19 protein-coding genes are annotated in these 23,235 nt (G+C 64.5%); 5 read left to right on the forward strand and 14 right to left on the reverse strand.

Annotated elements, in window-relative coordinates; genetic code table 11:
* On the forward strand, nucleotides 1-1,049 hold a 1,049-nt coding region (locus ACTIIH_RS03370), incomplete at its 5' end, for an MFS transporter (RefSeq protein ID WP_441450458.1).
* Between the two features lie 39 nt (nucleotides 1,050-1,088).
* Here ACTIIH_RS03370 and ACTIIH_RS03375 read toward each other — a convergent pair.
* Together ACTIIH_RS03375 and ACTIIH_RS03380 are read right to left on the reverse strand one after the other, a co-directional pair.
* Nucleotides 1,089-1,577 carry an SRPBCC family protein gene (locus ACTIIH_RS03375; RefSeq protein WP_441450460.1) on the reverse strand — a complete coding sequence of 163 codons (489 nt, stop codon included), beginning with the start codon at nucleotides 1,575-1,577 and terminating at the stop codon, nucleotides 1,089-1,091.
* A gap of 9 nt (nucleotides 1,578-1,586) precedes the next feature.
* Nucleotides 1,587-1,976: an ArsR/SmtB family transcription factor gene (locus tag ACTIIH_RS03380; RefSeq protein WP_441091341.1), complete on the reverse strand. Its 390-nt coding sequence runs from the start codon at nucleotides 1,974-1,976 to the stop codon at nucleotides 1,587-1,589.
* A 179-nt stretch (nucleotides 1,977-2,155) separates the two neighbouring features.
* Between ACTIIH_RS03380 and ACTIIH_RS03385 the strand changes: the two genes are divergently transcribed.
* The 4 genes from ACTIIH_RS03385 to ACTIIH_RS03400 all read left to right on the forward strand — a co-directional run bounded on the left by ACTIIH_RS03385 (nucleotide 2,156) and on the right by ACTIIH_RS03400 (nucleotide 7,228).
* Nucleotides 2,156-2,854 carry a TetR/AcrR family transcriptional regulator gene (locus tag ACTIIH_RS03385; RefSeq protein WP_441091342.1) on the forward strand — a complete coding sequence of 233 codons (699 nt, stop codon included), beginning with the start codon at nucleotides 2,156-2,158 and terminating at the stop codon, nucleotides 2,852-2,854.
* Nucleotides 2,851-3,792, forward strand: coding sequence for an ATP-binding cassette domain-containing protein (locus ACTIIH_RS03390; protein WP_441450462.1), 942 nt, complete (start codon nucleotides 2,851-2,853; stop codon nucleotides 3,790-3,792). Before ACTIIH_RS03385 ends, ACTIIH_RS03390 begins: the two co-directional genes overlap by 4 nt.
* Nucleotides 3,789-5,474, forward strand: coding sequence for an ABC transporter permease (locus tag ACTIIH_RS03395; RefSeq protein WP_441450464.1), 1,686 nt, complete (start codon nucleotides 3,789-3,791; stop codon nucleotides 5,472-5,474). The genes ACTIIH_RS03390 and ACTIIH_RS03395 overlap by 4 nt, the downstream gene beginning before the upstream one ends.
* A 134-nt stretch (nucleotides 5,475-5,608) precedes the next feature.
* Nucleotides 5,609-7,228, forward strand: a complete 1,620-nt coding sequence (locus ACTIIH_RS03400) for an FAD/NAD(P)-binding protein (protein ID WP_441450466.1) — start codon at nucleotides 5,609-5,611, stop codon at nucleotides 7,226-7,228.
* Here the strand turns inward: ACTIIH_RS03400 and ACTIIH_RS03405 are convergent.
* The 12 genes from ACTIIH_RS03405 to ACTIIH_RS03460 all read right to left on the reverse strand — a co-directional run bounded on the left by ACTIIH_RS03405 (nucleotide 7,215) and on the right by ACTIIH_RS03460 (nucleotide 23,204).
* Complete coding sequence (locus ACTIIH_RS03405; RefSeq protein WP_441450468.1) at nucleotides 7,215-9,545, reverse strand: response regulator transcription factor; 2,331 nt, start codon at nucleotides 9,543-9,545, stop codon at nucleotides 7,215-7,217. The two genes, ACTIIH_RS03400 and ACTIIH_RS03405, sit on opposite strands and share 14 nt — an antisense overlap.
* Nucleotides 9,546-9,688: 143 nt before the next feature.
* Complete coding sequence (locus tag ACTIIH_RS03410; RefSeq protein ID WP_009881806.1) at nucleotides 9,689-10,711, reverse strand: hypothetical protein; 1,023 nt, start codon at nucleotides 10,709-10,711, stop codon at nucleotides 9,689-9,691.
* A complete protein-coding gene (locus tag ACTIIH_RS03415; RefSeq protein ID WP_441450470.1) occupies nucleotides 10,708-11,715 on the reverse strand; it encodes a glycosyltransferase family 2 protein in 1,008 nt (335 codons plus the stop codon). Before ACTIIH_RS03415 ends, ACTIIH_RS03410 begins: the two co-directional genes overlap by 4 nt.
* Nucleotides 11,705-13,045: a lipopolysaccharide biosynthesis protein gene (locus tag ACTIIH_RS03420; RefSeq protein WP_009881808.1), complete on the reverse strand. Its 1,341-nt coding sequence runs from the start codon at nucleotides 13,043-13,045 to the stop codon at nucleotides 11,705-11,707. The genes ACTIIH_RS03415 and ACTIIH_RS03420 overlap by 11 nt, the downstream gene beginning before the upstream one ends.
* Nucleotides 13,042-13,743, reverse strand: coding sequence for a PIG-L deacetylase family protein (locus ACTIIH_RS03425; RefSeq protein WP_009881809.1), 702 nt, complete (start codon nucleotides 13,741-13,743; stop codon nucleotides 13,042-13,044). The genes ACTIIH_RS03420 and ACTIIH_RS03425 overlap by 4 nt, the downstream gene beginning before the upstream one ends.
* Nucleotides 13,740-14,864: an aminotransferase class I/II-fold pyridoxal phosphate-dependent enzyme gene (locus ACTIIH_RS03430; RefSeq protein ID WP_441450471.1), complete on the reverse strand. Its 1,125-nt coding sequence runs from the start codon at nucleotides 14,862-14,864 to the stop codon at nucleotides 13,740-13,742. Before ACTIIH_RS03430 ends, ACTIIH_RS03425 begins: the two co-directional genes overlap by 4 nt.
* Nucleotides 14,861-16,846 (reverse strand): polysaccharide biosynthesis protein, encoded by a 1,986-nt coding sequence (locus tag ACTIIH_RS03435; protein ID WP_009881811.1) that lies wholly within the window; start codon nucleotides 16,844-16,846, stop codon nucleotides 14,861-14,863. The genes ACTIIH_RS03430 and ACTIIH_RS03435 overlap by 4 nt, the downstream gene beginning before the upstream one ends.
* Nucleotides 16,843-18,258 (reverse strand): YveK family protein, encoded by a 1,416-nt coding sequence (locus tag ACTIIH_RS03440; protein ID WP_441450473.1) that lies wholly within the window; start codon nucleotides 18,256-18,258, stop codon nucleotides 16,843-16,845. The genes ACTIIH_RS03435 and ACTIIH_RS03440 overlap by 4 nt, the downstream gene beginning before the upstream one ends.
* Nucleotides 18,255-19,451 (reverse strand): glycosyltransferase, encoded by a 1,197-nt coding sequence (locus tag ACTIIH_RS03445; RefSeq protein WP_009881813.1) that lies wholly within the window; start codon nucleotides 19,449-19,451, stop codon nucleotides 18,255-18,257. Before ACTIIH_RS03445 ends, ACTIIH_RS03440 begins: the two co-directional genes overlap by 4 nt.
* On the reverse strand, nucleotides 19,448-20,614 hold the full coding sequence (locus ACTIIH_RS03450) for a hypothetical protein (RefSeq protein WP_101583487.1): 1,167 nt from the start codon (nucleotides 20,612-20,614) through the stop codon (nucleotides 19,448-19,450). The genes ACTIIH_RS03445 and ACTIIH_RS03450 overlap by 4 nt, the downstream gene beginning before the upstream one ends.
* The gene (locus ACTIIH_RS03455; RefSeq protein ID WP_441450475.1) at nucleotides 20,611-21,816 is read right to left on the reverse strand and encodes a glycosyltransferase family 4 protein; all 1,206 of its coding nucleotides are present in this window, start codon (nucleotides 21,814-21,816) and stop codon (nucleotides 20,611-20,613) included. Before ACTIIH_RS03455 ends, ACTIIH_RS03450 begins: the two co-directional genes overlap by 4 nt.
* On the reverse strand, nucleotides 21,813-23,204 hold the full coding sequence (locus ACTIIH_RS03460; protein ID WP_125188487.1) for a sugar transferase: 1,392 nt from the start codon (nucleotides 23,202-23,204) through the stop codon (nucleotides 21,813-21,815). The genes ACTIIH_RS03455 and ACTIIH_RS03460 overlap by 4 nt, the downstream gene beginning before the upstream one ends.
* Nucleotides 23,205-23,235: the final 31 nt, after the last annotated feature.

Consider the following 23,235-nt stretch of genomic DNA (forward strand, 5'->3'; position numbering starts at 1 on the left):
CCGGAATCGTCGTGCTCACGATGTTCGGCCTGTTCTTCGTCCGCGACTCCCCCGAGTACCTGTGGCTGGGTCTGCTGCTCCTGGCCGTGGGCAGCGTGTTCTTCGAGTTCGCCGAGGTGTCCTACAACGGCATCATGGTCCGCATCACGAATCCCGACAACGTCGGCAAGGTCTCGGGATTCGGGTGGGGCATGGGCTACGTCGGCGGGCTGGTCCTGCTCGTCATCCTCCTCGTCCTCGTCATCCAGCCCGAGGTCGGCTTCCTCGGAGCCAGCGACGAGGAGGGACTGAGGTTCCGCATCGTCGCTGTGCTCTCGGCGGTGTGGTTTGCGATCTTCGCGATCCCGGTCCTGTTCTCGGCTCCCGGTGCGAAGGCCAAAGGCACCTCGGGCGGACACCCGATCCGCGCCTTCGTCTCCGACTATGCGGGCCTCGTGCGTCGTCTGGTCCGGATGTGGTCGACCGAGCATCAGACGCTGCGGTTCTTCATCGCCTCGGCGGTCTTCCGGGACGGCCTGGCCGCGATCTTCTCCTTCGCAGGGGTCCTCGCCGCCGGCAGCTACGGGTTCTCCGCCTCGGAGATCATCATCCTCGGTGTGGCAGCGAACGTCGCCGCCGGTGCCGGTGCGATGATCGCCGGGTGGTTCGACGATCGGCTCGGGCCGAAACCCGTCATCATCGCCGGTCTCATCGTCATCATCGCAGGTGGGCTGCCGATCCTCTTCAGCGCCGAGGCGGCCGTGTTCTGGGCCTGCGCCCTGATCCTGAGCTTCTGCGTCGGTCCGGTCCAGGCTTCGAGTCGGTCGTTCCTGGCCCGCATCACTCCGCCGGAATCGGCCGGGGAGAACTTCGGCCTCTATGCCACGACCGGACGAGCCGTGAGCTTCCTGGGACCTGCGATGTTCGCGGCCTCCATCATGATCTTCGGGTTCCAGCGCGCGGGCACCCTCGGAATCCTCATCGTCCTGCTCATCGGCCTCATCCTCATCATCCCGGTCAAGCCCGAGGCCCCGCGGCGCTCGATGCAGGCGCAGGTCGAGAACCGGTAGCCTCGGGCAGGCGGTGATCCCGAGGCGAAATCGCGCCGCTCAGCTCTTGGCGAGCAGTTCGTCGATCTGGTTGATCGCTCCCGCGGATCCTTCGACCACACCCATCTCGAGGACGGTCTTGAGACCCTCTGCTGTATCGAATACCGACTCATAGGTGGCCGTGGTGCCGCCTTCACTCGCGGCGAACGTGTAGATGTTCGTGCTGCCGGGCATCGACTCGACGGCTTGGAAGCTCTCGTCGGCGAAGTAGTCGCGGAACTCGAGGCGGTTGGGCCGGTCCGCCGAGACGATCTCCCACAGCCCGCGGAACTTCTGCCCCTCGGGGCTGGTCATGTAGTAGGTGACTCTGCCGCCGGGATCGAGCGTGTGGTCGACGACCGTCGCGGGATAGGTCGGCGGGCCCCAGACCTGCTCGAGCTGGCGCGGATCCGCGTAGATGTCCCACACGCGTTCGGGCGGGGCCGCGAACTCGGCGATGAGCGTCAGGGTCCTTGTGTCTTCGTCATGGAATGTCTCGGTGAGAGGCATTGCTGCTCCTCAATCGTTGTGGGCGGCCACGATGGTGTGATCGTCCCCAGTACCGTCGTTGGTATCGGTGTATCCCTCACGAGCCAGCAGCTCATCGATCCGCTGCACTCTTGACCGCCAGATGCCCTCAAGCTCCTCGAGCATGTCCCGCACAGAGCGGATCGAGCTCACTTGGGCCTGAGCCATCTGACGCCGTCCGACCCGTCGCTTCGATATCAGCCCCGCACGTTCGAGCACAGCGACGTGCTTCTGGACGGCAGCGAAGCTCATATCGTAATCGGCGGCCAGTTCGGACACGGAAAGCCCCTCGACCATGATCCGGCGCACGATGTCACGCCGTGTCCGATCGGCCAATGCGTGAAACATCGCATCGACCTGATCATCGTGAAGAACCTTCATGCACCTATGATACAACCATATGGTTGTACGTCAATGGGCTCTTTACGACATGGAACTTGCTGCAGAACTCGCCGGCGGACTTCTCGGCGGAACCCCTAGCAGACTTCCCGGCGGAACAGCCGAGGGACATTCGGCTCCACTCTTGACGCCGTAGGTTGAACACGTGTTTAATATTAAACATGCGTTCAACAAAGCCGGACTCACAACCCACTCGCTCCCCGAATTCCTCCCCGGAGACCGCGCAGCGGATCCTCAGCGCTGCGGTCAGGGAATTCGCCGAGCACGGGTTCACGAAGACGACCGTGCGCGGCATCGCCGCAGCTGCCGGAGTCTCCCCCGGCCTGGTCATCCACCATTTCGGATCGAAGGAGGCCCTGCGCACCGCCTGCGACGACCACGTGTTCGAAACGATCTCCGAGTCCAAGGCCCAGAACGCCGGTTACGCGGTGATGGCGGTGCAGATGATGTTCGACGACCCGGAGATGAGGACGGCGCTGGACTACCTCGTCAAGTCCCTGCTCGACCCCAGCGAACACGGTCAGCGCTACTTCGACCACTACGTCGACCTCGTCGAGAGCTACCTCGTCGAAGGCTTCGCCGGCTACACCTTCCGCCGGAGCGAGGACAGCCGTGGACAGGCGGCGACGATCGCCGTCATGGCCTTGGCGCCGTCGATCCTCGACCAGCGCCTGAGGTCCAACCTCGGCACCGGCGACGTCACCGCGACGATGACGCGCCTGGCACCTCACCTGCTCGACCTCTATATGAACGGAGTCCTCGAGACCGTCCCCGATCAGTCTGGGGCCACAGCCGAGGCCGACTCCCCCACCCCGCATCCACGATCGACAACAGACCCTGTGGGAGATGACGGACCATGACCGCGCAGACCACGCCGACGGCGCACACAGGTTCCCGGGCGAGCGCCTCCGCGGCGATCTCCATGACCGAGGTGGTCAAGAGCTACGGCCGCGTCCGCGCCCTCGATGGACTCACCCTCGAGGTCGAGGCCGGCGAGGTCCACGGCTTCCTCGGTCCGAACGGGGCGGGAAAGTCCACGACCATCAGGATCCTCCTCGGCATTCTGCGCCATGATTCGGGACGGGCACGACTCTTCGGCGAGGACCCCTGGTCCCAAGCCGTTTCCCTGCACCGACGGCTCGCCTATGTCCCCGGTGACGTGGAGCTGTGGCCCGGACTCTCGGGCGGGGAGGCGATCGACTTGTTCGCGAGGCTGCGGGGCGGAGTCGACACCCGCCGACGCGACGAACTCATCGAACGCTTCGACCTCGACCCGCGCAAGAAGGGGCGCACCTATTCCAAGGGCAACCGGCAGAAGGTCGCCCTCATCTCCGCACTCGCCTCGCACGTCGATCTGCTCCTCCTCGACGAACCCACCGCCGGTCTCGACCCGCTCATGGAGGCCGTGTTCCAGGAGTGCATGAGGGAGGCCACAGCCGAGGGACGCACAGTCCTGCTCTCGAGCCACATCCTCGCCCAAGTCGAGGCGCTGGCCGACCGTGTCTCGATCATCCGGGCCGGTCGGATCGTCGAGTCCGGGGCGCTGTCGGATCTTCGGCACCTGGCGCGGACGACGATCACGGTCCTCATCGAGCGGGACATCCCCGCCCTGACGACGATGCCGGGAATCCACGACCTCGTCCGCGAGGGAGCACAGCTGCACTTCAGTGCCGAGACCGCGCACCTGCCCGAGATCATGCGGGCCCTCGGCGAGCACGACATCGAATCGCTGACGGCCACTCCCCCGACCCTCGAACAGCTCCTGCTGCGCCATTACGGAAAGGGCGAGGAGTCATGAATCTGCTGTCGGCAACACCGGGCAGGCACCGTGGGGCACATGAGCGCGAACCGAGCGGCCGCCTCGGCGCCGGAGATCTCACGGGGCTGGGACGACTGCTGGCCTTCATGCTCCGCCGGGATCGGCTGTGGATGCCCCTCTGGGTGCTCGGCCTCGCCGCACTCACGGCGTACTTCGCCAATGCGATCGCCGTGGTCATGGATGCCGATTCGCTGCAGGACATGACGGTGTTCGCGAAGAATCCGGTCATGGCGCTCATCACCGGGCCGGGATACGGGCTCGATGACGTGAGCGTTCCACGCTTCATCGTCGGCATGTACGGGGTCTTCCTCATGATCGGCACCGCGCTGATGTCGATCATGACGGTCTCCCGGCACACCAGGGCCGAGGAGCAGACTGGTCGGGCCGAACTGGTCCGCGCAAATGTCATCGGTCGCCACACCCAGCTCATCGCCGCCCTCGTCCTCACGGTGATCATGAACGCCGTTGTCGCCGCGCTCATGGCCGTTGCCTTCCAGTTCTCGGACGCCGAACCGGACTCCTTGGCCTCAACCCTGCTGTTCACCATCGGCATCGGCGTCGTCGGATGCGTGTTCGCAGGCATCGCCGCGGTCACGGTCCAGCTGAGTGCGTTCGCCCGGGCCGCCTCGGGCATGGCCGGAGCCGTGTTGGCCACCAGCTTCGTCATCCGCGGGATCGGCGATATGTCTGCCGTAGGTCAAGGAGACCTTGACTGGCTGTCCTGGCTCTCTCCCCTCGGCTGGGCGCAGCAGACCGCACCGTTCACCCTCGACCGGTGGTGGCCGTTGTGGTTCGCGGCAGGTCTGTTCCTTCTCCTCGTCATCACAGCACTCGTCCTGCAGTCCCGTCGAGATTTGGGAGCCGGCATCGTCGCCGAGCGCCTCGGCCGTGCTCATGCCGGGCGGGGACTGTCGACCACCTTCGGCCTCGCCTTCCGTCTGCAGCGCTCCGGGCTCCTCTGGTGGTCAGTGGGGTTGCTCGTCATGGGTTCGATCTTCGGCTCCTTCACGGGTGCCATGGACGAGAGTGCCGATGGAATGCCCGAGGAGATCCTGGCGATCATGGGCGGACGTTCGGGCATCGTCGACGGCTACCTCGGCTATATGGCCCTGTACTTCGCGATGATCGTCTCCGTCTACGCGATCATCGCCGCCGGCGGACTCCGGGGTGAGGAGCAGGGCTTCCATACGGAGCCGGTGCTGGCGACTGCGGTCTCGCGCACCGGCTGGATGCTCTCGTGGGCAGGGGTGACGCTGCTGGGGTCGGCCTGGCTGATGCTGCTCGCCGGCCTCGGCGAGGGGATCGGTGCGGCCACCTCGATGGGTGACTGGGGCCTGCTCGGACCCACGGTGCTCGGGCACCTCGCGCAGACCGCCTCGGTGTGGGCTCTCCTCGGACTGTCCTATCTGCTCTACGGTTTCGCGCCCCGCCTGATGGGGCTGAGCTGGATCGTCTTCGCCGCCTCGGCCGTCCTGGCCCTGTTCGGTTCGATGCTCCAACTCGACGAGGCGGTCCTCGATGCCTCGATCTTCACCCACATCGGCCAGTACCCGTCAGAGAATCTGTCCGCCGAGGCGGTGCTCGGCTTCCTTGTGACCGCCGCGGTTCTCGTGGGGTTGGGTGGGCTGGGGTTCAGGCGGCGGGACCTCGTGGCGGCGTGAGTGCGGGCCGTTCACGGCGTGAGCGCGGGCCCGTCACTGCCTCGAGCAGGTGCCGGTGACGCCTGGAGCAGGTGCCGGTGAACGAGTTAGTTGAGCACATTGCAGCTTCGGCGGGGCAGGACTAACGTATATCCGTGATCACTACAGATATAGCAATCATCGGTTCCGGAGCATCAGGCACCCATTGCCTGCTGCAGATCCTCGACCACCTGGAGTCCAGCTCCGATCCGATCCGCATCACCGTGATCGATCGCGACAGCCAATTCCATTCCGGCATCCCCTATGGTCACAGGTCCGGCCCGTCATCACTGCTGATCACGAAGCTCTCGGATTTCCTCTCGCACTCCGAGCTCATCAGCTTCAAGGACTGGCTCGACGAACACCGTGACGCAATCCTCGCGACGTCGAAACTCGACCGCGACTGGCTGGATCGCCACGGTGATGACATCCGGCACGGTCGGTGGGAAGATCTCTACCTCCCACGCAGACTGTACGGACGCTATCTGCGGAGTCAGGCGGAATCGGCGATCCGGCGAGCAGCCGAGAGGCATGCAGCCTCCGTCGACTACCTCACCGCTGAAATCTCGGACGTCATTCCTCAAGAGGATGGCAGCGCCGTGCTGCGCGGAGATGTTCTCAGCTCAGACGGAGTCTCGACTATCGAAGTCTGCGCGCTGAGAACTGTTCTGTCCGTCGGCTCGCCACCGGTCAGGGCACTGTCCATCAGTGCTGAGACGTGCGAATCGAGTTCGGCACAGCCTGCGCACCAACAGGTGTGCGGCTACGTCGACGACATCCACGCGCCGACGATCGAAGACGTGATCGCCGGCATCGGCGAACATCTTGAGTCGGTTCCGAGTCAGCAGCGTCGCATTCTCGTCGTCGGAGGCAATGCCGACGCCCTGGAATTCGTCCTCGCTTCCTCGACTCTGAGACAATCGACCGGAGCCTCGCTGTCCGCCCTCTCGCCCCGCGGTCGCCCCTATTACTGGCGACACGAACGTCCCGACGAAAGACCGGAGCTCGGTGCCGTGCAGGCCCTTCTCGATGGAATAGACGAGGGGGTCAAGCCCACTGCACGCGAGTTCTCTCTGGCCGTCGAAGCCGATATCACCGACTCAATCGCGCACAGAACCGACAAGGCGACGGTATCGGCGATCATGGACTCCGTCGGCCAGGTCATCGGCCACATGGACGAGACAGAGCTCGCTGAGATGGCGGGAACCTATGGACTGCGCATCTCGAATCTGCTCCGCCAAGCAGGTGGGGACGCCATCGATCTCCTCGACGCGGCTTCCGGTGAGTCCACGGTGACCTTCGAATCAGGCCGTTTCGTCTCTGCGATCCAACGCGATGGCCTCTTCACTGTCTCCGTGCGGAACCAGGACGCCGAGCGCACAGGCTCGGATCCTCTGCCGCAGGAATACGCCGTCATCGTCAATGCCACCGGCTTCGAAGCCGTGTCCGAGTCGAGGTCCCCGCTCCTGCAGAATCTTCTGCGCTCCGGTGTCGCCACGACGTCGTGCTCCGGCGCGGGCCTGGCCACGGACTGCAGTTTCCGCACCGCACCCGGCATCTATGTCCTCGGCCCGCTGCTGTCCGGTTTCAACCACGACGGCACTGTCGTCTGGCACGCAGAGAGCGTCAATCGGATCATCCATCTGGCAGCACGACTCGCGCCATTGCTGGTGGAGGACACAGTGCAGCGACGGTCGGTCGGATCCACGCCTGCCCACGCCATCACGCGGGCATGATGAATCCCATCGAGCGAGCCCGCGAGATGACCTCGGCCTTGTTCGATACGCCGAACTTCCGGTAGAGCGCCGAGAGCCGGTTCTTCACAGTCCCCGTGACCTGGTGCAGCTCCCTCGAAATCTGTGCGATCGAGAGTCCCTCAGCCAGGCAGTCCAGCAGCTGGGTCTCCGCCGCGCTCAGCTGCGGCAGCGAGGCGTGATGAACCGAGATCGCGCCCACCGAACGCAGACGGTCCATGAATTCCTCACGGCTGCGGAAGAATCCGGCGAAGGCCAGATTGATCTCATCCCACACCGCAGAGGAGGTCGTCAGGTCGATGAGATCAATCCTGTCCTGCTGCGGCAGGAACGCCAGCGGCAGCAGTGATCCCACCCAGGAACAGAGGCCGACGGCCGTGCCGAATTCGGCGACGGCGTCGCTCACCCTGCCCACCCGCAGCAGGGCAGCCGCCTTGATCGCCGCCAGTTCCGCTCTCCTCAGCGGCGTGAGCACCTCATTGTAGAACCAGGTGTCGGCCAGCGAGATCGCGCTCTCATAGCGGCCGGCGACAAGCTCGATGCGTACCGAGAGCACAATGCGCTCGTCGGAGAGCGAGGACATCCGGGCGAGTTCGAGTTCGGCCAATTTGAGTCGGCCGAGGCCGATGAAGACCATGCCGCGGCTGGCGCTGAGCAGGTCAGCACCCGTCGCGGACGTCTCGGGGCCGCCGCGGTGCTTCTCGACATCGTCATTGGCGAAGAGCAGTCCGGACTCTGTCGCCGCAGAGAGCACCGCGATCATGCGACCGATCACCGGCAGGAACACCCACAACGACCTGTTCTCCGGGTAATCGGCCAGTGCGCGGAATTCCTCCCGCGCCAGATCGAGGTCGAGTCGATCCAGTGCTCTCTTGGCCGCGGCGATGTGTTGGGCCGGATGGACCAGTTCGTCGAGGATGAGCGGGAACCACGGGCCGTCTGTCAGCTGCGTGAGGTAGTCGTCGGCGGTGTCGTGATCACCGCAGTGGACCGCCACCAGAGCCGACCACGCCATGATCGCCGGCAGCAGGAAGTCGCCGTCGATGTGATTGTCACGTGCGGGAGTTTCGATCTCGTGGAGGATCGACAGCGCCCTGCGCGGATCGGATGCGTGGAACAGTGACACGGCGGTGATGAATCTGATGACGAGGTGGGCCCGCCTGCCCGCCGGTCTGGCCGACCAGTCGAGTCCGAGCGCGGCCGCCTCGGGGTGTCTGCCCTCGCCTGAGAGGTCGACGATCCGACGCAGCACCGCAAAGTAGCCGGCTCGTTCGCCCTGCACCGGGGGCGGGCCGTCGAGCTCCGATTCGACCTTCGCCGAGGCGGGTCCTGGGAAATGCTTCCACAGCTGTCCGGGGTGGGTGGCAGCGACAAGAGCATCTCGCACTCGCTTCTCGTCGATGCCGTCTTCCAACCGATCTCTGAGCCCTTCGGCGATCATCGCGAAGAAATTGAGAGTGGGTTCGGCATCGAGTGCTTCAGCAGGCAGAGAGCCGAATGCCGTGCAGCTCGCCTGCGGGACGAGCAGAAATGTCGACAGCCCGAAGGCCTCCTGGGCCCTCACCAAAGTCGACCACAGCCGAGCCTGTCGAGCCAGAATCAGGGCGTCTGCGAGCAGCGCCGGATCGGTCGACTGCGAGTTCTCGAGCTGGTCGAGCAGTGCGGCGGAGAGTTGTTCGATCGCCTCTCCATGACCATCGGCATCCTCGAAATCGTGACGCAGCTTCGCCGCCAGAAGCCCAGGGATCTGCAGATGCTGGCGGTCGTCGATCTCACCGGCACTCACGACGACCCCCGACATCCGCAGTCTCATGAGAATGTTCTCGGCGTCTTTCGAACCGCCTCCGTCGGCCGTCACCGATGGCACCGAGGCGATTGCGAACAGCGCAGTCTGTTTGGTGAAGGCGCTCAGGTGCGACAACATCGTCGCAAAACGAATGTCGCCCTCTGCCAGACCGAGGTTCGGAGTCGGCGTCAACGTGGCGATGTAGTCGGCGAAGCTTCTCAGCGACATTTCCGTGGGCAGCGGAGCATCCCTGAGCACCTCGACGACGGTGCGTGCCAGGCTCAATCGTCCGGCGCTGGCTTCGAACAGCTGTGCGATCTGCTCCTTCGACACCCTCGCCGATTCCCTCAGGCCCAGCCGGCTGACGAACTCGCGCAGGTCCCGGATCACCTCGTCCCGACCGTCGCTGTCTCGATCAGCTGCATCCTTGCTGCTGCCCCGGCCGGTCTCGGCACCGGGGACCCCACCGGCTGTGGATGCACCGCCGGGGTTGGTCCAGCTGTCGGAAAACACGTCACTCCTCGTCAGATCTTCATCATCGTCTCTACGGTCGGAATGCAGATTCATCACGACCGACCTTTCACAGTCGCCGCCCATTGGGGCAGTTCCCTCTGATAGCGTCCCCAGCGACGCTCTTCGCACGGCGGTGACATCGCTCATCCGTTCGGGTAGTGATCGGCGATGGCGGCGGCGACCTTCGGGACTGAGGACTTCGGGCTGCCGTCGATTTCATAGAGTCCGAAGCCGTCATCGTTGTGTGCTCCGTCGTTGCGCAGCCTGTAGACGAAGACCGGATCGGCTCGTGTGCGTGAGAAGGCATCGATCGACTTGGTCAGCGATTCGACCTGCTGGTCTTCCGTATAGAGCTCCGGGCCGGTCTGAAGCCCGAATTCCCCCACCGACACGGGCAGACCGGCAGAGTCTTCCAACCGTCTCAGTCGCTCCGGCAGGGATGAGATCGCCTCGTCGGAGACCACCGGATAGAGATTGATCGTGCTCATATCGAGATTCTTCCGGACCCCGGAGAAGAATCTCAGCCAGTCCGCCTCCCTCTCATCGTTGACCGGATAGCCGCTTGCGCTTGTTGTGATCTTCACATCCCGCGAATGCCGATGGATCGACTCTCTGGCCACGCCGAGGGCCTCGTCGAGGTCAGACAGATACTCATCGAAGTCGCCGGTGATCGCGGCAGCACTCCTGAAGTCGGTGTCGCTGACCTCGTTGTAGACCTGCCACACCGAAGTCCTTGAACCGAAGCGCTGGCTGAGAGTACTCCAGTACTGATCCATGGTCTCGAAGTACTCGTCGGTGTTGCCTGCGGCAGGGGCGCCGTCGACGGTGAGCAGACAGACGCCCAGGCCGAGAGAGTCCACGAGGTCGAAGGCCTCGTCGTAGGCCGACAGCCGGTCGGGGTCGAAGACCACCTTCCCCTGGTCCGACCAGGATCTCAGCACCTGGTGACCGACAACACCGAACCGCACCCACCCGGCACCGAGCTTTCTGACCCGTCGGACGTCACGTTCGAAGTCCTGCAGGCCGGGCTGTGGAGCACTGAGGGTGAAACCGATCCTCCCGACCGGGCTCGACCCGGTCCCGCATGAGGCCACGAAGGGCGCCAGCGTGAGAATTCCCGCTCCGAGCAGAGCGCGTCGGCGGGTGAGTGCGGGACGAGCTCTCATTCCGCACGCTCTTTGAGTCTGCTGCGCATTCGATATGCCATGCTGTGGACCCCAGGACTCGTCCTGGCAAGTGCCAAGGAGAGTCCCCGACCGGTATGCCGGGTCCTCAGTGCATCGACGACGTGGGAGAACCGGATCTCCTTCCTGCACCAGTCATAGACGTCCGAGCGCAGCTGCGGGGACTCGGTGTCCCCGGCAGCCTTGCTGATCATGTAGTTCAGCTGCATCCAGCGCATACGGTGCATCGTCTCCACGGCAGCCCGTCCCGAGTAGACGGAATTGAGAGCATCCTCGATGTCGCCCAGCACGGTGGCGAGGTCCCAGATCGTCGGACGCAGCTCAGCGGTGACCGACCCTGCGTGCAGGAAGTAGTTGTACATCGGGCGGGGTTCGAAGCTGACCGTCGTTACGGTGCTCAGCAGATTGAATGTGAAGCTGAGGTCGCTGTAGGTGTTGTCCTTAGACCGCACATGATTCGGTCGGAACAGCAGATGCTGGTTGAACAGGAGTCGACCGTCGATGAACAGGCGCAGCGCCTCGTTCGCGGGCAACGGCGATTCGACGTCGACGAACGGTCCGATGCTTGTCGCGCCGGAGGGCTCGATCGCCTTGAGCGGCAGGACCACCACATCGGAGTTCTCCTTCTCTCCCCGTTCGACGAGGATGTCGAGGCATTCGGGCTCGATCGTGTCATCGGAATCGACGAAGATCACCCACCTGCTGGCGACCATATCGAGAGCATGGTTGGTCACCGCAGCGTATCCCTGATTGTGCGGGAGGCGGTACCCCAGGAAACGCGAATCCTCGGGCAGGAGGGGAAGGATCTCCTCCTCCGAACCGTCGTCGACGACAAGGACGCTGAAGTTCGCATTCGTCTGCGCGAGCAGCGAGTCCAGGGTGTGCGGAAGAGTCTTGGCGCTGTTGTAGGCGGGCACGATGACAGTCACCGCCCGATTACGTGTGGCGTCGGTGATCTGCTGCGGCGTCATGGACTCAAGCGTCATGATCGACAGGCTCCTTCTCAGTGTCGTTGTTTCTGGGGTTCGTGGGCTGGGCGTCAGCCAGCTCGGGATTGTCTGCAATCTCGGGGGTGTCAGTCCCCGGCTTGCGTCCCCGCCATCGCAGAACGAAGAGGACTGCGGTGATGAAGAGCTCACCGAGGACCAGCGCCCATGCCGCGCCGATGGCTCCGAAGGCCATGGCCATCGGCACCAGGATGATGATGTGGACGATGGCCCCGCACATCATCGCCGCAGCGGTCTGCGAATAACGTCGCTGCGAGTTGAGGTCGAGCATCAGTACGGCGATCCCGCCGCTGGCGACGAGAGCCAAGCCGATGATCTGAGTCGTCGGCACGACATCGTCGTATCCCGGGCCCAGGTACCAGGGCACGAACCATGGTGCTGCGATGAGGAGGACGATCCCTCCGGCCGCGAAGAGAGTGAAGATCGCTGACATGATGACTGCGGGTGAGCTCGCGCCACGGGAATTCCTATTGCGAGCGTCGACCATCCGTGGCATCAGCGCATCGGTGACGGTGAAGAGGACGCCGCGTCCAGCATTGCCGAAGCGTTCCGCTGCACCGTAGTGCGCGGCATGGACGGGGGTCGAAATGAGACCGAGCACGACGACGGGTGCCGACCCCATCAGACTCTGGGCGAGGGAGGACAGGAAGAGATGCCTGCCATCCGTGAGTGCGTAGCGTGCCGCCTTCAGGCTGGGCGCCGCCCATTTCACAGCCCGAGGCGCGAGGATCGGCCACACGATGAGGGTCGCGATCGTCGGCGGAGCGAACTGCCAGGCGATCGCCCACTCGATGTCGTCTGGGCTGCGCACCGTCAGGACAAGACCGACTAGGGCCAGCCCGCGCGAGACCGCGGTGATCACCGCGAACAGCCGGAGCCGACGCAGTCCCTGCAGCAGCCACGAGGGGAATCCGATTCCGCCGAGGATGACCACCGCTCCGACGAGGTAGAGCACGAAGTCATCGCGCATTGAGGGAATGATCGAGACTGCAAGCAGAAGTACACAGGCCCCGGTGCTCCAGAGCAGAACAACGGCGAGCAGGGTGGAGAAGATGACCTCCGAGCGTTCGCGCTCGCTCTTGGCCATCGCCATCCTGCGCACCGCGCTGACAGAGAATCCGTAGTCGCAGAGACGGACGAGCAGCTGCAGCACGGCAACCGTGATGACCACACGACCAAAGGCGTTGACCCCCAGCAGTCTGGTCAGCATCGGCAGGCTGATGATCGGGTAGATGAAGGCAGCCAGTTGGCCGAGTCCGACGGCCAAAGCATCGCCGCCGATCCCACGCAATCCGGCTTTGAGCCTCATGCGTTCCGCCAGCTTTCGGCGCGGGTGATGCGTCGTACAGTATGGAAGGATTCCGCGAATTCGAGGCTGACCTGGCTGCCGCGGAAGGTCGCCAAGGCTTCGAGCGCGCGCAGGGACCGCGGTCCGGGATAGTCCTGGACCTGGGAGGCGTAAGCGGAGAAGGCCGAGAGTTTGGCATCGATGTGATCCGAGATGTCGATGAACCAGTCCGGGGTGAAGTCCGCCTCGATGTGCGGAGCATTCCAGTGGGTCTCCGAAATCGTCTCGTAGAGTGCCACCGTTGCGATTCCGAGACCCGAGCCCACAGGCCGCGTCGCCACCATTGCGGCTTCGAATACAGCCTTGTGGTCGAGATGGCGGTCGGGGAATGGGGCGAGCACGAGATCCGGTTGGAGACGGTCGACTGCCTCCTGGATTCCCGAGTTGAGTTCGGCAACGCCCATCCGCGCGAGCTCGACCGAAGGGTGCGGCAGGAACTCGGTGGTCTTGACCTCGAGTGCGGCATGCGCCCTCTGCGCTTCGGCACGGATCTTCTCTGCCGTGTCAGCAAGGTACAGCGGAGGCATGTCCTGCGAGGCCACGAGGACGTGGACCTCGCAGCCGTGGGCGGCCAGTGCCGCCATCGTGCCTCCGGCACCGAGGACTTCGTCATCGGGGTGAGGGGCGATGACTAAGGCACGTGAGTATTCTGTCTTCACACTCGGCTCCTTGAGGTGCAGGCGGCGGTGACGGCATCGGTGACACGGTGGATCTGCTCAGCGCTCAGGTCGGTGCTCGAAGGCAGCACGATTCCGCGACGGAACAGGCCTTCGGCCCGCCCCGTGATATAGGACGGGTCGCTGCCCGAGTGCACGGGCTGCAGATGCATCGGCTTGAACACCGGGCGGGTTTCGATCCCCACTTCGGCAAGATTTCGAGCCATCTCTGCAGCATCCTGTTCGGAGTCGAGGATGAGCGCGTTCATCCAGCAGTTGCCCTCGGCGGCATCGAGGACGCTTACGCCGTCGAGTCTCTCCGCCATGCTCCGATAGGCCTCATAGATGGACCGCTTGGCCCGAAGGATCTCAGGCAGCCTGGCCAGCTGTGCAGAGCCCAGAGCGGCCAGGATGTTCGACAGTCGGTAGTTGTACCCGATCTCCGTGTGTTCGTAATGAGGCACAGGCTGGCGCGCCTGTGTAGCCAGATAGCGCACGTACTCGGCGGCGTCTGTGTCCGGACACAGGACCGCTCCGCCCGAGGATGTGGTGATGATCTTATTGCCGTTGAAGGACAGCGCGGCGAAATCCCCGAAGGATCCCGCGGGGCGCCCTCCGAGCCGAGCCCCCATGGACTCGGCCGCATCCGCGACGACGATGGCACCGAAGTCCCTGGCCGCCTCGGCGATGGCAGGATGATCGACGGGTCGACCGTAGACATCGACGGGCACGACCGCGCGGATCGGACGGCCTGCGGCCGCCCTCTCGCTCAGAGCCAGGCGCAGCAGTTCGGGCGACATCAGTCCCGATTCATCACAGTCGATGAATACAGGAGTCGCTCCGATGTAGGCCACCGCGTTCGCCGTGGCAGCGAAGGTCAGTGTTGCCACCGCCACCTCGTCGCCGGCGCTGATTCCAGCGGCCAGCAGGGAGAGGTGGAGGGCGGCCGTTCCCGAGCTCACGCTCACCACCGCCGGCCGTTCGGTCAGTTCGGCCAGTTCGGCCTCGAAGGCGTCGACCTGGGGTCCGGCCGGGGCGACCCACCCCGAACGCAGTGCCATCGACACCGCGGCCTCTTCGGCGATCCCCACGGAGGGGACGCACAGGGGAATGGTTTCGTTCATCGGATCTTCTCCTTGAGCATCGGGATGCCATCGCCGAGGCGGGCGGCAGCATTGACGGACACGACGGGTTGCGCGGGCGCGGTGGGCTTGTGGGCGATATCCGCTGAAGGTGCCGGAAGCGCGGGAGCCTCCGCAGCCGCCGACGATTGCTCCTCGGCAACCGCGGCCTCGACAACAGAGGGTGCGTCGACGACATAGCTCTCATAGGCCTCGCGGATGTCGGTCCGTTCCGCCTGCGGCCCGTCGAGGAACGCGGGCTCGAGTGCCGCGATCGCCACGTGCCAGGCCCGGCCGTTCTCCGTCCGCTGTGCTCCTTCGGAAGGGGTGAAGAGATCTTCGTGGAGCTTCTCCCCTTCACGCAGACCGGTGTAGGAGATCGGGCACGAGCGTCCGGCGATCGTCATCATCCGCTGTGCGATGTCGACGATCTTGACGGGCTGTCCCATGTCGAGGACCATGGTCTCTCCCGGTCGACCCTCCGAGGCTGCGCTGAGGACGAGCACGCAGGCCTCGGGAATGGTCATGAAGAATCTGGTCACCTCCGGATGGGTCACCGTCAGCGGAGCTCCGCGGCGGATCTGGTCGGCGAAGGAGATGAGCACCGAACCCCTCGAGCCCAGCACATTGCCGAATCGCACACTGACATAGGGGCGTCCGGTCTCCTCGGCGAAGTGCGAGGTGAGACGTTCGGCGAGGAACTTCGAGCGTCCCAGTTCGCTGCTCGGGCTGGCTGCTTTGTCGGTGGAGATGTTGACGAAGCGTTCGACGCCGACTGCTTCGGCACAGCGGAGCACGTTGAGCGTGCCGTGGACGTTCGTCTTCCACCCTTCCGCCGGGTAGCGCTCGAGCATCGGCAGGTGCTTGAGCGCTGCGGCATGGAACACGATCTGCGGTCGAGTGCTCTCGAAGACATCGGTCAGCGCATCGACATCGCGGATATCGGCAAGCACGAGGTCCTCCGAATCCATGAGCGCCCGGCCGTCCATGCTCAGGCACAGGGAGTGCAGAGCAGATTCGTCGCGGTCGAGCATGATCAGCCGACCGGGCGAATGCTTGGAGATGAGGCGGACGAGCTCAGAGCCGATCGATCCTCCGGCACCGGTCACCATCACGGTCTTTCCGCTGATCAGCGATTCGATCTGCTCTGGCTCTGAGCTGATCGCCTGACGACCGATGAGATCGGCCACGTCGAGATCCCGCACTCCTGCGAGTTCGACGTCTCCGGACAGCAGGTCGGCCAGCGACGGGATCGTCCGTACCCAGGTCCGGCTCAGATCGAGGTGGGCGACGAGACCGGCGAACACCTCGGCGGGGGCCTGGGCGATCGCGACGATGACGCCGTCGGCCCCGTGGTCGTCGACGACGGACTGAATGTCAGCGATGTTGCCGCTGACCTTGACACCATGGACGACCGACTTCGACTTTGCCCGATCATCATCGACCAGCGCCACGGGAATGTAGCCGCTGTTCGGGTCGCCGAGCATCTGTGAGATCAGGGCGCTGCCGGCCTCGCCGGCGCCGACAACGACCACATGCTGGCCGCTCTGCGGTCGGAACCGGCTGTCAAGCCACATCCGCAGTGCCTGCCTGCCTGCGATCATGAGCACCTGAGCGGTGAGCATCGCGAGCAGGAACCATGGCAGTTCGTAATTGAGTTCGGACACGGCTGCGATGACGGTGCCGAGGACCGTGACGATGAGCGCACCGATTCCTTGCCGGCGCAGTTCGAGTGCCGACCCGATCGGATACCGGTTGCGGTAGAGCGAGAGCGCAGACCCGATGACGAGCTGGCACAGGATGATCGAGCCGAGCACCGCCAGAGCAGTCGGCCCTTCGGCATGAGCCGTCCACTTGACGATCATCACCCAGGCGATGATGAGCGAGAAGATGTCGATGAGCCCGAGCACGAAGAAGCGCGTGACGGACGAGTTCCTCTGCACGCCGAGGCGAGAGAGTCGTCGGGGCCAATAGGTGCGTGTCATGGCAGTTCTCCTTCTGTGCTGCGCGACCGGCGGAGTCGCAGTGAAGCCGTGTCCTGGCCAGAATCGGCCGACGGCGCCGTGATCATGTCGAATTCCTCGGTGACGGGGCCCTCGCCTGCACGTCCCTCCGTGACCATGTCGTCTGCGGCAGACGCGCTGTCCCGGTCTCCCAGGTCCTCGCCGAGGTCGTTCCTCGGCTCCTGGGCGCGGTTGCCTCGTGCGGGCGGGTCGACGAGGACGAATCCGGCCGCACGAAGATCACTGGCACGCAGCAGTTCCTGTGTGGCCCGCAGATCGGCCCGCTCGGGCGATTCGGTGGTGACGACGACCGCAAGGTCTGAGAGCTCGAGGAAGCCACAGGTCTCGGGATGAGCTGCGAGATCCGTGCTCAGAAAGACGACGAGGTCGAAATGCTCGAGCGGAGATGACAGAGCTGCACGCAGACCACGCACTGTCAGCGTTCCGCCACCGGAGTTCACGTCGACGACGCTGATCCCGGTGACCTGAGACAATTCCCGGTAGTGCGCGGTGTTCAGGGCCTTCGGATCGGCCGAGACGAGAGCACATTTCATGCCGCTCGCAGCCGCGGTCTCGACGATGTCAGCGGCAAGCTCGTTGCCGACTCCCCCGACCCCGCACAGGGTCAGATTCGCGGTTCCCCGGGAGCGGCCGATCAACCCGAGGCGCGCGAGCAGCCCGGAGATCGAGGTCGCCGCCCCTCCGCAGGAGATCCGTCGGCGGATCGAGCGTCCTGGTTTGGCCATCCGAACCGCCAACAGTTCGGCGCCGAGGATCGCGGGGATGTCTGAGTTATCGCGCACTCGGGGGTCGAATCCGTGCCTGATCGGCGCGACGATCAGCCCGAGGACGAGGCCGGCCAATGCCCCGAAGACAAGGAATCGCTGAGCGTCAGGGAAGACAGCGGCACCGTCGGACTCGGCCTTCTGCAGGATTGAGACGTCCATGCCGTTGTCGGCACCGAGCTGGTCGGCGACGAAGGATCTGGACATGATCTCAGCGGCCTGGTCGGCCAGGATTCGCGCTTGAGCGGCATCGCGATCACTCGCGTGGATCTCGATCACCGTGGTTTCCGGGACGACCGTGGCATCGAGTCCGTCACGGATCTCTGCGGCGCTGCGATCGATACCCTTCGCATCGGCCACTTCGGTTGCGAAGTCGACGGATCGACTGATCTCGAGAAGGGTGGGCATCCGGTCATCGATGTACGTCGCTGATTCCGCAGCGCTGACTCCTGAATCTTCGGACACCGAGACGATGACCTGGGACCGGGCGTCATAGATTCTGGGCAATGTGAATGCCAGCGCGGTTCCGACGATCGCTCCGATGATCACGCAGGCGACGATCCACCACCGCCTGATGACGAAGATCCTGAGAATCTGTTGGCCGTTCATACTGACCTTCTTCCTGTGTCGGTGACGGCGAGGGTTTCCGTCGGGTTCTCCCCGTTGAGATGGGGACTGTCGGCGGCCGACGTCTGTCGGACCGCTGGTTCGGGGGCGATGAAGTCGCAGTAGATCCGCAGCGAGCGATCAGCCAGGTCTGCCTGGGAATGATCCCGTTCGACCCGTGCCCTAGCGGCAGCGGCAAGGCGGCCGCGTCGTTCATCGTCGGTGAGTTCACTCAGGGCCGCGACCCCCTCATCGACGGTGTCGAAGAGCATTCCGTCAACGCCGTGATCGATGAGATCGCGCACGCCGATGACATCGGCTCCGACAGTGGGGACACCCATGCTCGCCGCTTCGAGGAGGGAGATCGGCATCCCCTCCGCCGCCGAGGTGAAGAGCAGGATCGAAGCTCGCGACAGGTGGCGTCGTATGCCGTCCGAGGTCAGCCAGCCAGTGATCGTAATGTCCTGGCAGTCGGCGAGCAGACTGCGATCGCCGTCACCGATCCAGGTGAAGGAGAACCGTCCGGGGTGTTCCTGCGCAGCCTTCGCCGCAATGCGGGCGAAGTGCTCAGGGCGCTTCTGCGTCAGGATCCGCCCCACATGGACGACTTCGAGCGGACCGTCGTGCGAGGACGGCTGCCGGTCGGCGGGCGCGAAGGCCACATCGTCGACTGCGTTCGGCAGCACCGCCGTGCGTGAGCCGGGCAGCTTCTGCTTCGCAACTGCGGCCTCCGAGCCCGAGACGAGCACGAGGTCACGACCGCCGCGCAGAGCCAGCCGCTCCATCGTGAGGAACATCCGAGCTGCTCGTGGAGAGAACTCGATCTGGTTGAACGCGAAACCGTGGGGGCTGTAGACGAGCAGCGCACGCGTCGGCAGCACTGTCGCGAAGACACGTGCGAGGAACCCTGCCCTCGACGAATGCAGGTGGATGACATCCCAGTCCCGACGAAGCTCAGCCAGGAGTCCGCGAGCGAGACCGGCAACGGCGAACCGTGGCGTGGCCGACCACCGTTCGAGTTCCACGCCCGGCCCCATGATCTCGGCGATGGCCTCGTGTCCCGGGGAGTCCGAGCGCGGTGTGTATCGCAGTGCCACCTTCTCGTAGCGAGGATCGGCGGCCTGTGAGCGTGCGAGTGCTGAGATCGAGGAGAGGACCCCACCGGCAGCCGCATCGGTGATGTGGAGTATCTTCATCGGTTTGGTCCCTTCACGAGTTCATGTGAACGGCCGAAGGCTCGACCGCTCCGCACGGGGCTCTCTGTTTCGCTGCGGCCGGTAGCCGCCGTGGAGCGTGTGGACACTTCCCGCTGCTCCCCCTCAGGAGGCGTCTTCCGAAGCGGGATGAGAGCGAGGAACAACGGCAGGAATGGGGTCAGGTGTTTGAGGTATGAGCCGTAGTCCGGTTCGAAGATGACCAAGATCAGGAACAGCGACACCAGCGCCGAGGCGATCCACGCCGTCTTCGAATCACGCATGGCGCGACCGGACACGATAGCGATCACGACGACCGTCCACAGCAGGCAGATGGCAACCGCGGCCACGAGGTAGTAAGCCGACCCCATGGCGAGCAGCGGGACCGGGACGAGAAGGAAGAAGGCGACCACCAGGATCGAAACCACTCCGGCCACGGCGGAGGATCCGAAGTCGGGATTCGTGATCATGCTTGCGACAGGGCTCTCGGTACGTCCCGAATTCACCCATGAGCGTGTGGCTCCCAAGGGCTCAGAACGGAAGATCTGGAAGGCGATGGCCAGCCCGATGTAGGCAAGGACGACAGCGAGGATGAGCATCAGCGGGTGTCTGATCCGCCGCAGGACGAAATAGACAACCGGAATCAGAGCGGCCACCAAGGTCCAGTACGGCCGCACGAGTGCTCCATAGGTCAGGCAGGCACCGACGATGAGAACCGCACGGACGATGCCATTGGGTACCCGAAGCGCGAGCAGCACGACAAGCGCCACCAGCAGGGACACGAACTCCTTTGTGAACTGGGCGAGGTAGGCCAACCCGAGGAGCACAGTGAGGACGAGGAGACCAGCACCGATGAGTCCGGCTCGGTCCCACTGGCCGAAGTCCACGGCCAGAAGCAGGCAGATGACGAGGACGAGCATAGATACCGTGCTCGCCAACGCCGGCGAAGATTCGAGCCCGATGGCACGGTAGAACTGTGCCAGCACATGGAAAGAGCCGTCCTCCGGTGCGAAGCCGGGATCATCGATGGCATTCTGCAGGTGCAGATCGTCAAGCAGGAACCGCTCGGGCAGAATGCTGCGCACGAGAGGCGCGAGTACGACGGCGAACCCGCAGAGACCGATGAGCAGGAACTGAACCGGGCTGGGGAACGTGCGATGGTTCATCTCGTCTCCTGCCCTGACTTGGTCCCGGCTGTGTCCGTCGAGCCTGCCTGCGCCCAGGCTGCGCCCACTGCAGAGAGCAACGCGGTCTCGAACTTTTCGGTGAAGTCACCGCTGGGCACCTCGCGGGCCGCCTGGGACATAGCGGCCAAGCGATCCGGATCTGTGCTGAGATCGAGGATCCGGCGGGCCACCTCGGCGAAGGTGTCTGCAGGGATTTCGGACCGATGGGCGCCGTTGGCGGTCTTCTTACTCTCCTCGCCCACGACGTGGAGGGCATTGAGCCCGTCCTCGGTGTATTCGCGGATGGCTCCGACGGGAGTGACGATGGGCACGAGGCCTAGAGCGAGTGCCTCACGGACAGCCATCGCCAGGCCTTCGAACTCACTGAGCTGCAGGAAGAATGAAGCGTTCGCGACGCGGTCGAGGATGAACTCGGCCGAGCCAGAGCCCAGCCAACTGACGTTCAGCTCACGTTGCCGCACGGTTTCAAGGGCTTCGTGGAGCAGATCGCTCTCCGGGGAGATGAGCTCAAGTGTGAATGCTCCCGGGGCGATGTCCTCGAGTGCGGCCATAAGCTCAAGGGAGCGGTCGAGTCGCTTGAAGTCGACGACACGACCCCAGTAGACGATCCGCGTCGGCTGCTGACCAGCGGCACTGCCGTCCTCAGATGATCGAGCGCGACCGTCTTGCGCACCGTCTTGGTCAGCAGACTCATCCCGATCCCGGGCGAGACCGATCAGTGCCGAATCCGGACACACCACCTCGGCGCGGCTCCTGTGTCGTTGCGGGATCAGCGCGTCCAGCGTCGCCGCGGAATCACAGAGAATGCGGTCGGCGAAGCGGAAGGCAAGGCGGTGGACGAGCGAATCAGCAATATTCGAGTAGCGGGTGCTGTGAACGTAGACGACCCAGGGAGTCCGCGGATTCCGCAGCCGGTGGAGACCGCCGACGATGACGGAGCGCCACAGAGAACTGACGACGGCGTCCGGGCGGAAGCGACGCAGATGAGCGAGGAGCGCGAGGACAGACCGTGGGGAATTCACGCCACGCCCCACGACGTCGGCGGCCACTGCCGCAGGCTCGGATTCCTCGAAGGCAAAGACGCGGTAGTCCAAGGCGGTGGAATTGCGGGAGACGAGATCGGCAGAGGTCTCGACCCCGCCGATGCCGGTCGTATGCAGAAGGTGCGCGATACGGATCACTGGGCGCCTGCCGCTCTCACGACTGCGCCGAAGGTTCGCAGCAGGATCTTCAGATCGTTCTTGAGATTCCAGTTGTGCGCATAGTAGAGGTCGAACTCACGCGCCTGCTCCCAGCCGAGGTCCGAGCGGCCGCTGACCTGCCACAGTCCTGTCATTCCAGGACGCACGCCGAGGCGGTGGTGGTCCGAGCCGCGGTAGAGTGCTACTTCTCCGTCGCGCTGGGGCCTGGGCCCGACGAGGCTCATCGACCCGCCGACGACGTTGAACAGCTGCGGCAGCTCGTCGATCGAGGACCGACGCAGCAGGTGTCCCAAGCGAGTGATGCGCGGGTCGGAATCGACTTTGAACAACGGCTGCGTGGCCGTGCCCTGGGTGGTCAGCAGCTCGGTCAGCTGAGCATCCGCATCGACGATCATCGATCGATATTTGATGATCTCGAACGGCTTGCCGTCGAGGCCGATCCGTGTCTGGGTGAAGAACACCGGTCCCGGCATGGAGATCTTGATCGCGATCGCCACCGCAAGCATGAGGGGCGAGAACACGATGACGAGGCAACCGGCGACGACAACGTCGAAGACTCGCTTGGCGACTCGGTCGAGGAGTCCTGGCCTCGACGGGGCGATGAGCAGTCCCGAGCTGTCGGTCGCGCTCAGAGTCTGCACCCGAGTCGGATCGAGGCCGATGTTGACGATCGGGAGATAGAGTTCGATGTCCCGATCGCGCAGCGCCCAACTGAGACGGCGCAGCAACTCGGCATCGATGCTGAAGGTCAATTCGACGAGTTCGATGTCACGGCGCCTGACCTCGGCGAGGACGGATGCCACGAAGGTGTCGCTGTCCGCCTTCGCCCGCGGACTGAGGACCGCTTCGCTCACGGCCCTCTCCGATTCACCACTCGCCGCGGTGACGATGCGCAGGCGGCGTTTGGGCAGAAGAACGGGAATGAGAGCGCGGATGAGAGCGGTGGCCGCTGCTGTGCCCCAGAGCCCGAGCAGGAAGATCGCACGGTTCTCGTCGGCGATCGTCACTGCGGGGCCGGTTTCGTCCGCCGAGGTGAAAGCCGAGAAGAAGGAGACTGCACCGGTGACCGCAAAGGCCGCGACGATCGGAATCCGCACAGTTCTCGCGCCCCGCCCCACCGAAGTGACGCCGCCGGCGAACAGATCGATCAGACCCCAGACGAGGATCCACGCGGCCGCGGGGCCGTTTGTGAGTGAGTAGACGATGGCCAGAGCGAAGACGGTGATCACGATCTGCAGGGCAACAGCAAGGATCATCCGTCGACGGCTGGCGTAGACGGAATCCGGCAGGTCTGAGCGGGTGCCACGCGCGGTGATGGGGAACGAACCAGCGGCAGCGCTGACGTGGGAGAGAGCCTCTGCGGTCATCGGACGAGCTCGGGAGAATGGGTTGCCGCAA

This window comes from Brevibacterium sp. (assembly GCF_052105255.1).
Classification (GTDB): Bacteria; Actinomycetota; Actinomycetes; order Actinomycetales; family Brevibacteriaceae; genus Brevibacterium; species Brevibacterium linens_B.

What these genes read in the sequence shown, in the direction of transcription:
- ACTIIH_RS03410 (WP_009881806.1), bottom strand. Translation starts at nt 10,711, where the DNA reads ATGAGAGCTCGTCCCGCACTCACCCGCCGACGCGCTCTGCTCGGAGCG.
- ACTIIH_RS03460 (WP_125188487.1), bottom strand. Translation starts at nt 23,204, where the DNA reads ATGACCGCAGAGGCTCTCTCCCACGTCAGCGCTGCCGCTGGTTCGTTC.
- ACTIIH_RS03440 (WP_441450473.1), bottom strand. Translation starts at nt 18,258, where the DNA reads ATGAACGGCCAACAGATTCTCAGGATCTTCGTCATCAGGCGGTGGTGG.
- ACTIIH_RS03450 (WP_101583487.1), bottom strand. Translation starts at nt 20,614, where the DNA reads ATGAACCATCGCACGTTCCCCAGCCCGGTTCAGTTCCTGCTCATCGGT.
- ACTIIH_RS03445 (WP_009881813.1), bottom strand. Translation starts at nt 19,451, where the DNA reads ATGAAGATACTCCACATCACCGATGCGGCTGCCGGTGGGGTCCTCTCC.
- ACTIIH_RS03415 (WP_441450470.1), bottom strand. Translation starts at nt 11,715, where the DNA reads ATGACGCTTGAGTCCATGACGCCGCAGCAGATCACCGACGCCACACGT.
- ACTIIH_RS03435 (WP_009881811.1), bottom strand. Translation starts at nt 16,846, where the DNA reads ATGACACGCACCTATTGGCCCCGACGACTCTCTCGCCTCGGCGTGCAG.
- ACTIIH_RS03375 (WP_441450460.1), bottom strand. Translation starts at nt 1,577, where the DNA reads ATGCCTCTCACCGAGACATTCCATGACGAAGACACAAGGACCCTGACG.
- ACTIIH_RS03430 (WP_441450471.1), bottom strand. Translation starts at nt 14,864, where the DNA reads ATGAACGAAACCATTCCCCTGTGCGTCCCCTCCGTGGGGATCGCCGAA.
- ACTIIH_RS03390 (WP_441450462.1), top strand. Translation starts at nt 2,851, where the DNA reads ATGACCGCGCAGACCACGCCGACGGCGCACACAGGTTCCCGGGCGAGC.
- ACTIIH_RS03395 (WP_441450464.1), top strand. Translation starts at nt 3,789, where the DNA reads ATGAATCTGCTGTCGGCAACACCGGGCAGGCACCGTGGGGCACATGAG.
- ACTIIH_RS03420 (WP_009881808.1), bottom strand. Translation starts at nt 13,045, where the DNA reads ATGAGGCTCAAAGCCGGATTGCGTGGGATCGGCGGCGATGCTTTGGCC.
- ACTIIH_RS03380 (WP_441091341.1), bottom strand. Translation starts at nt 1,976, where the DNA reads ATGAAGGTTCTTCACGATGATCAGGTCGATGCGATGTTTCACGCATTG.
- ACTIIH_RS03385 (WP_441091342.1), top strand. Translation starts at nt 2,156, where the DNA reads ATGCGTTCAACAAAGCCGGACTCACAACCCACTCGCTCCCCGAATTCC.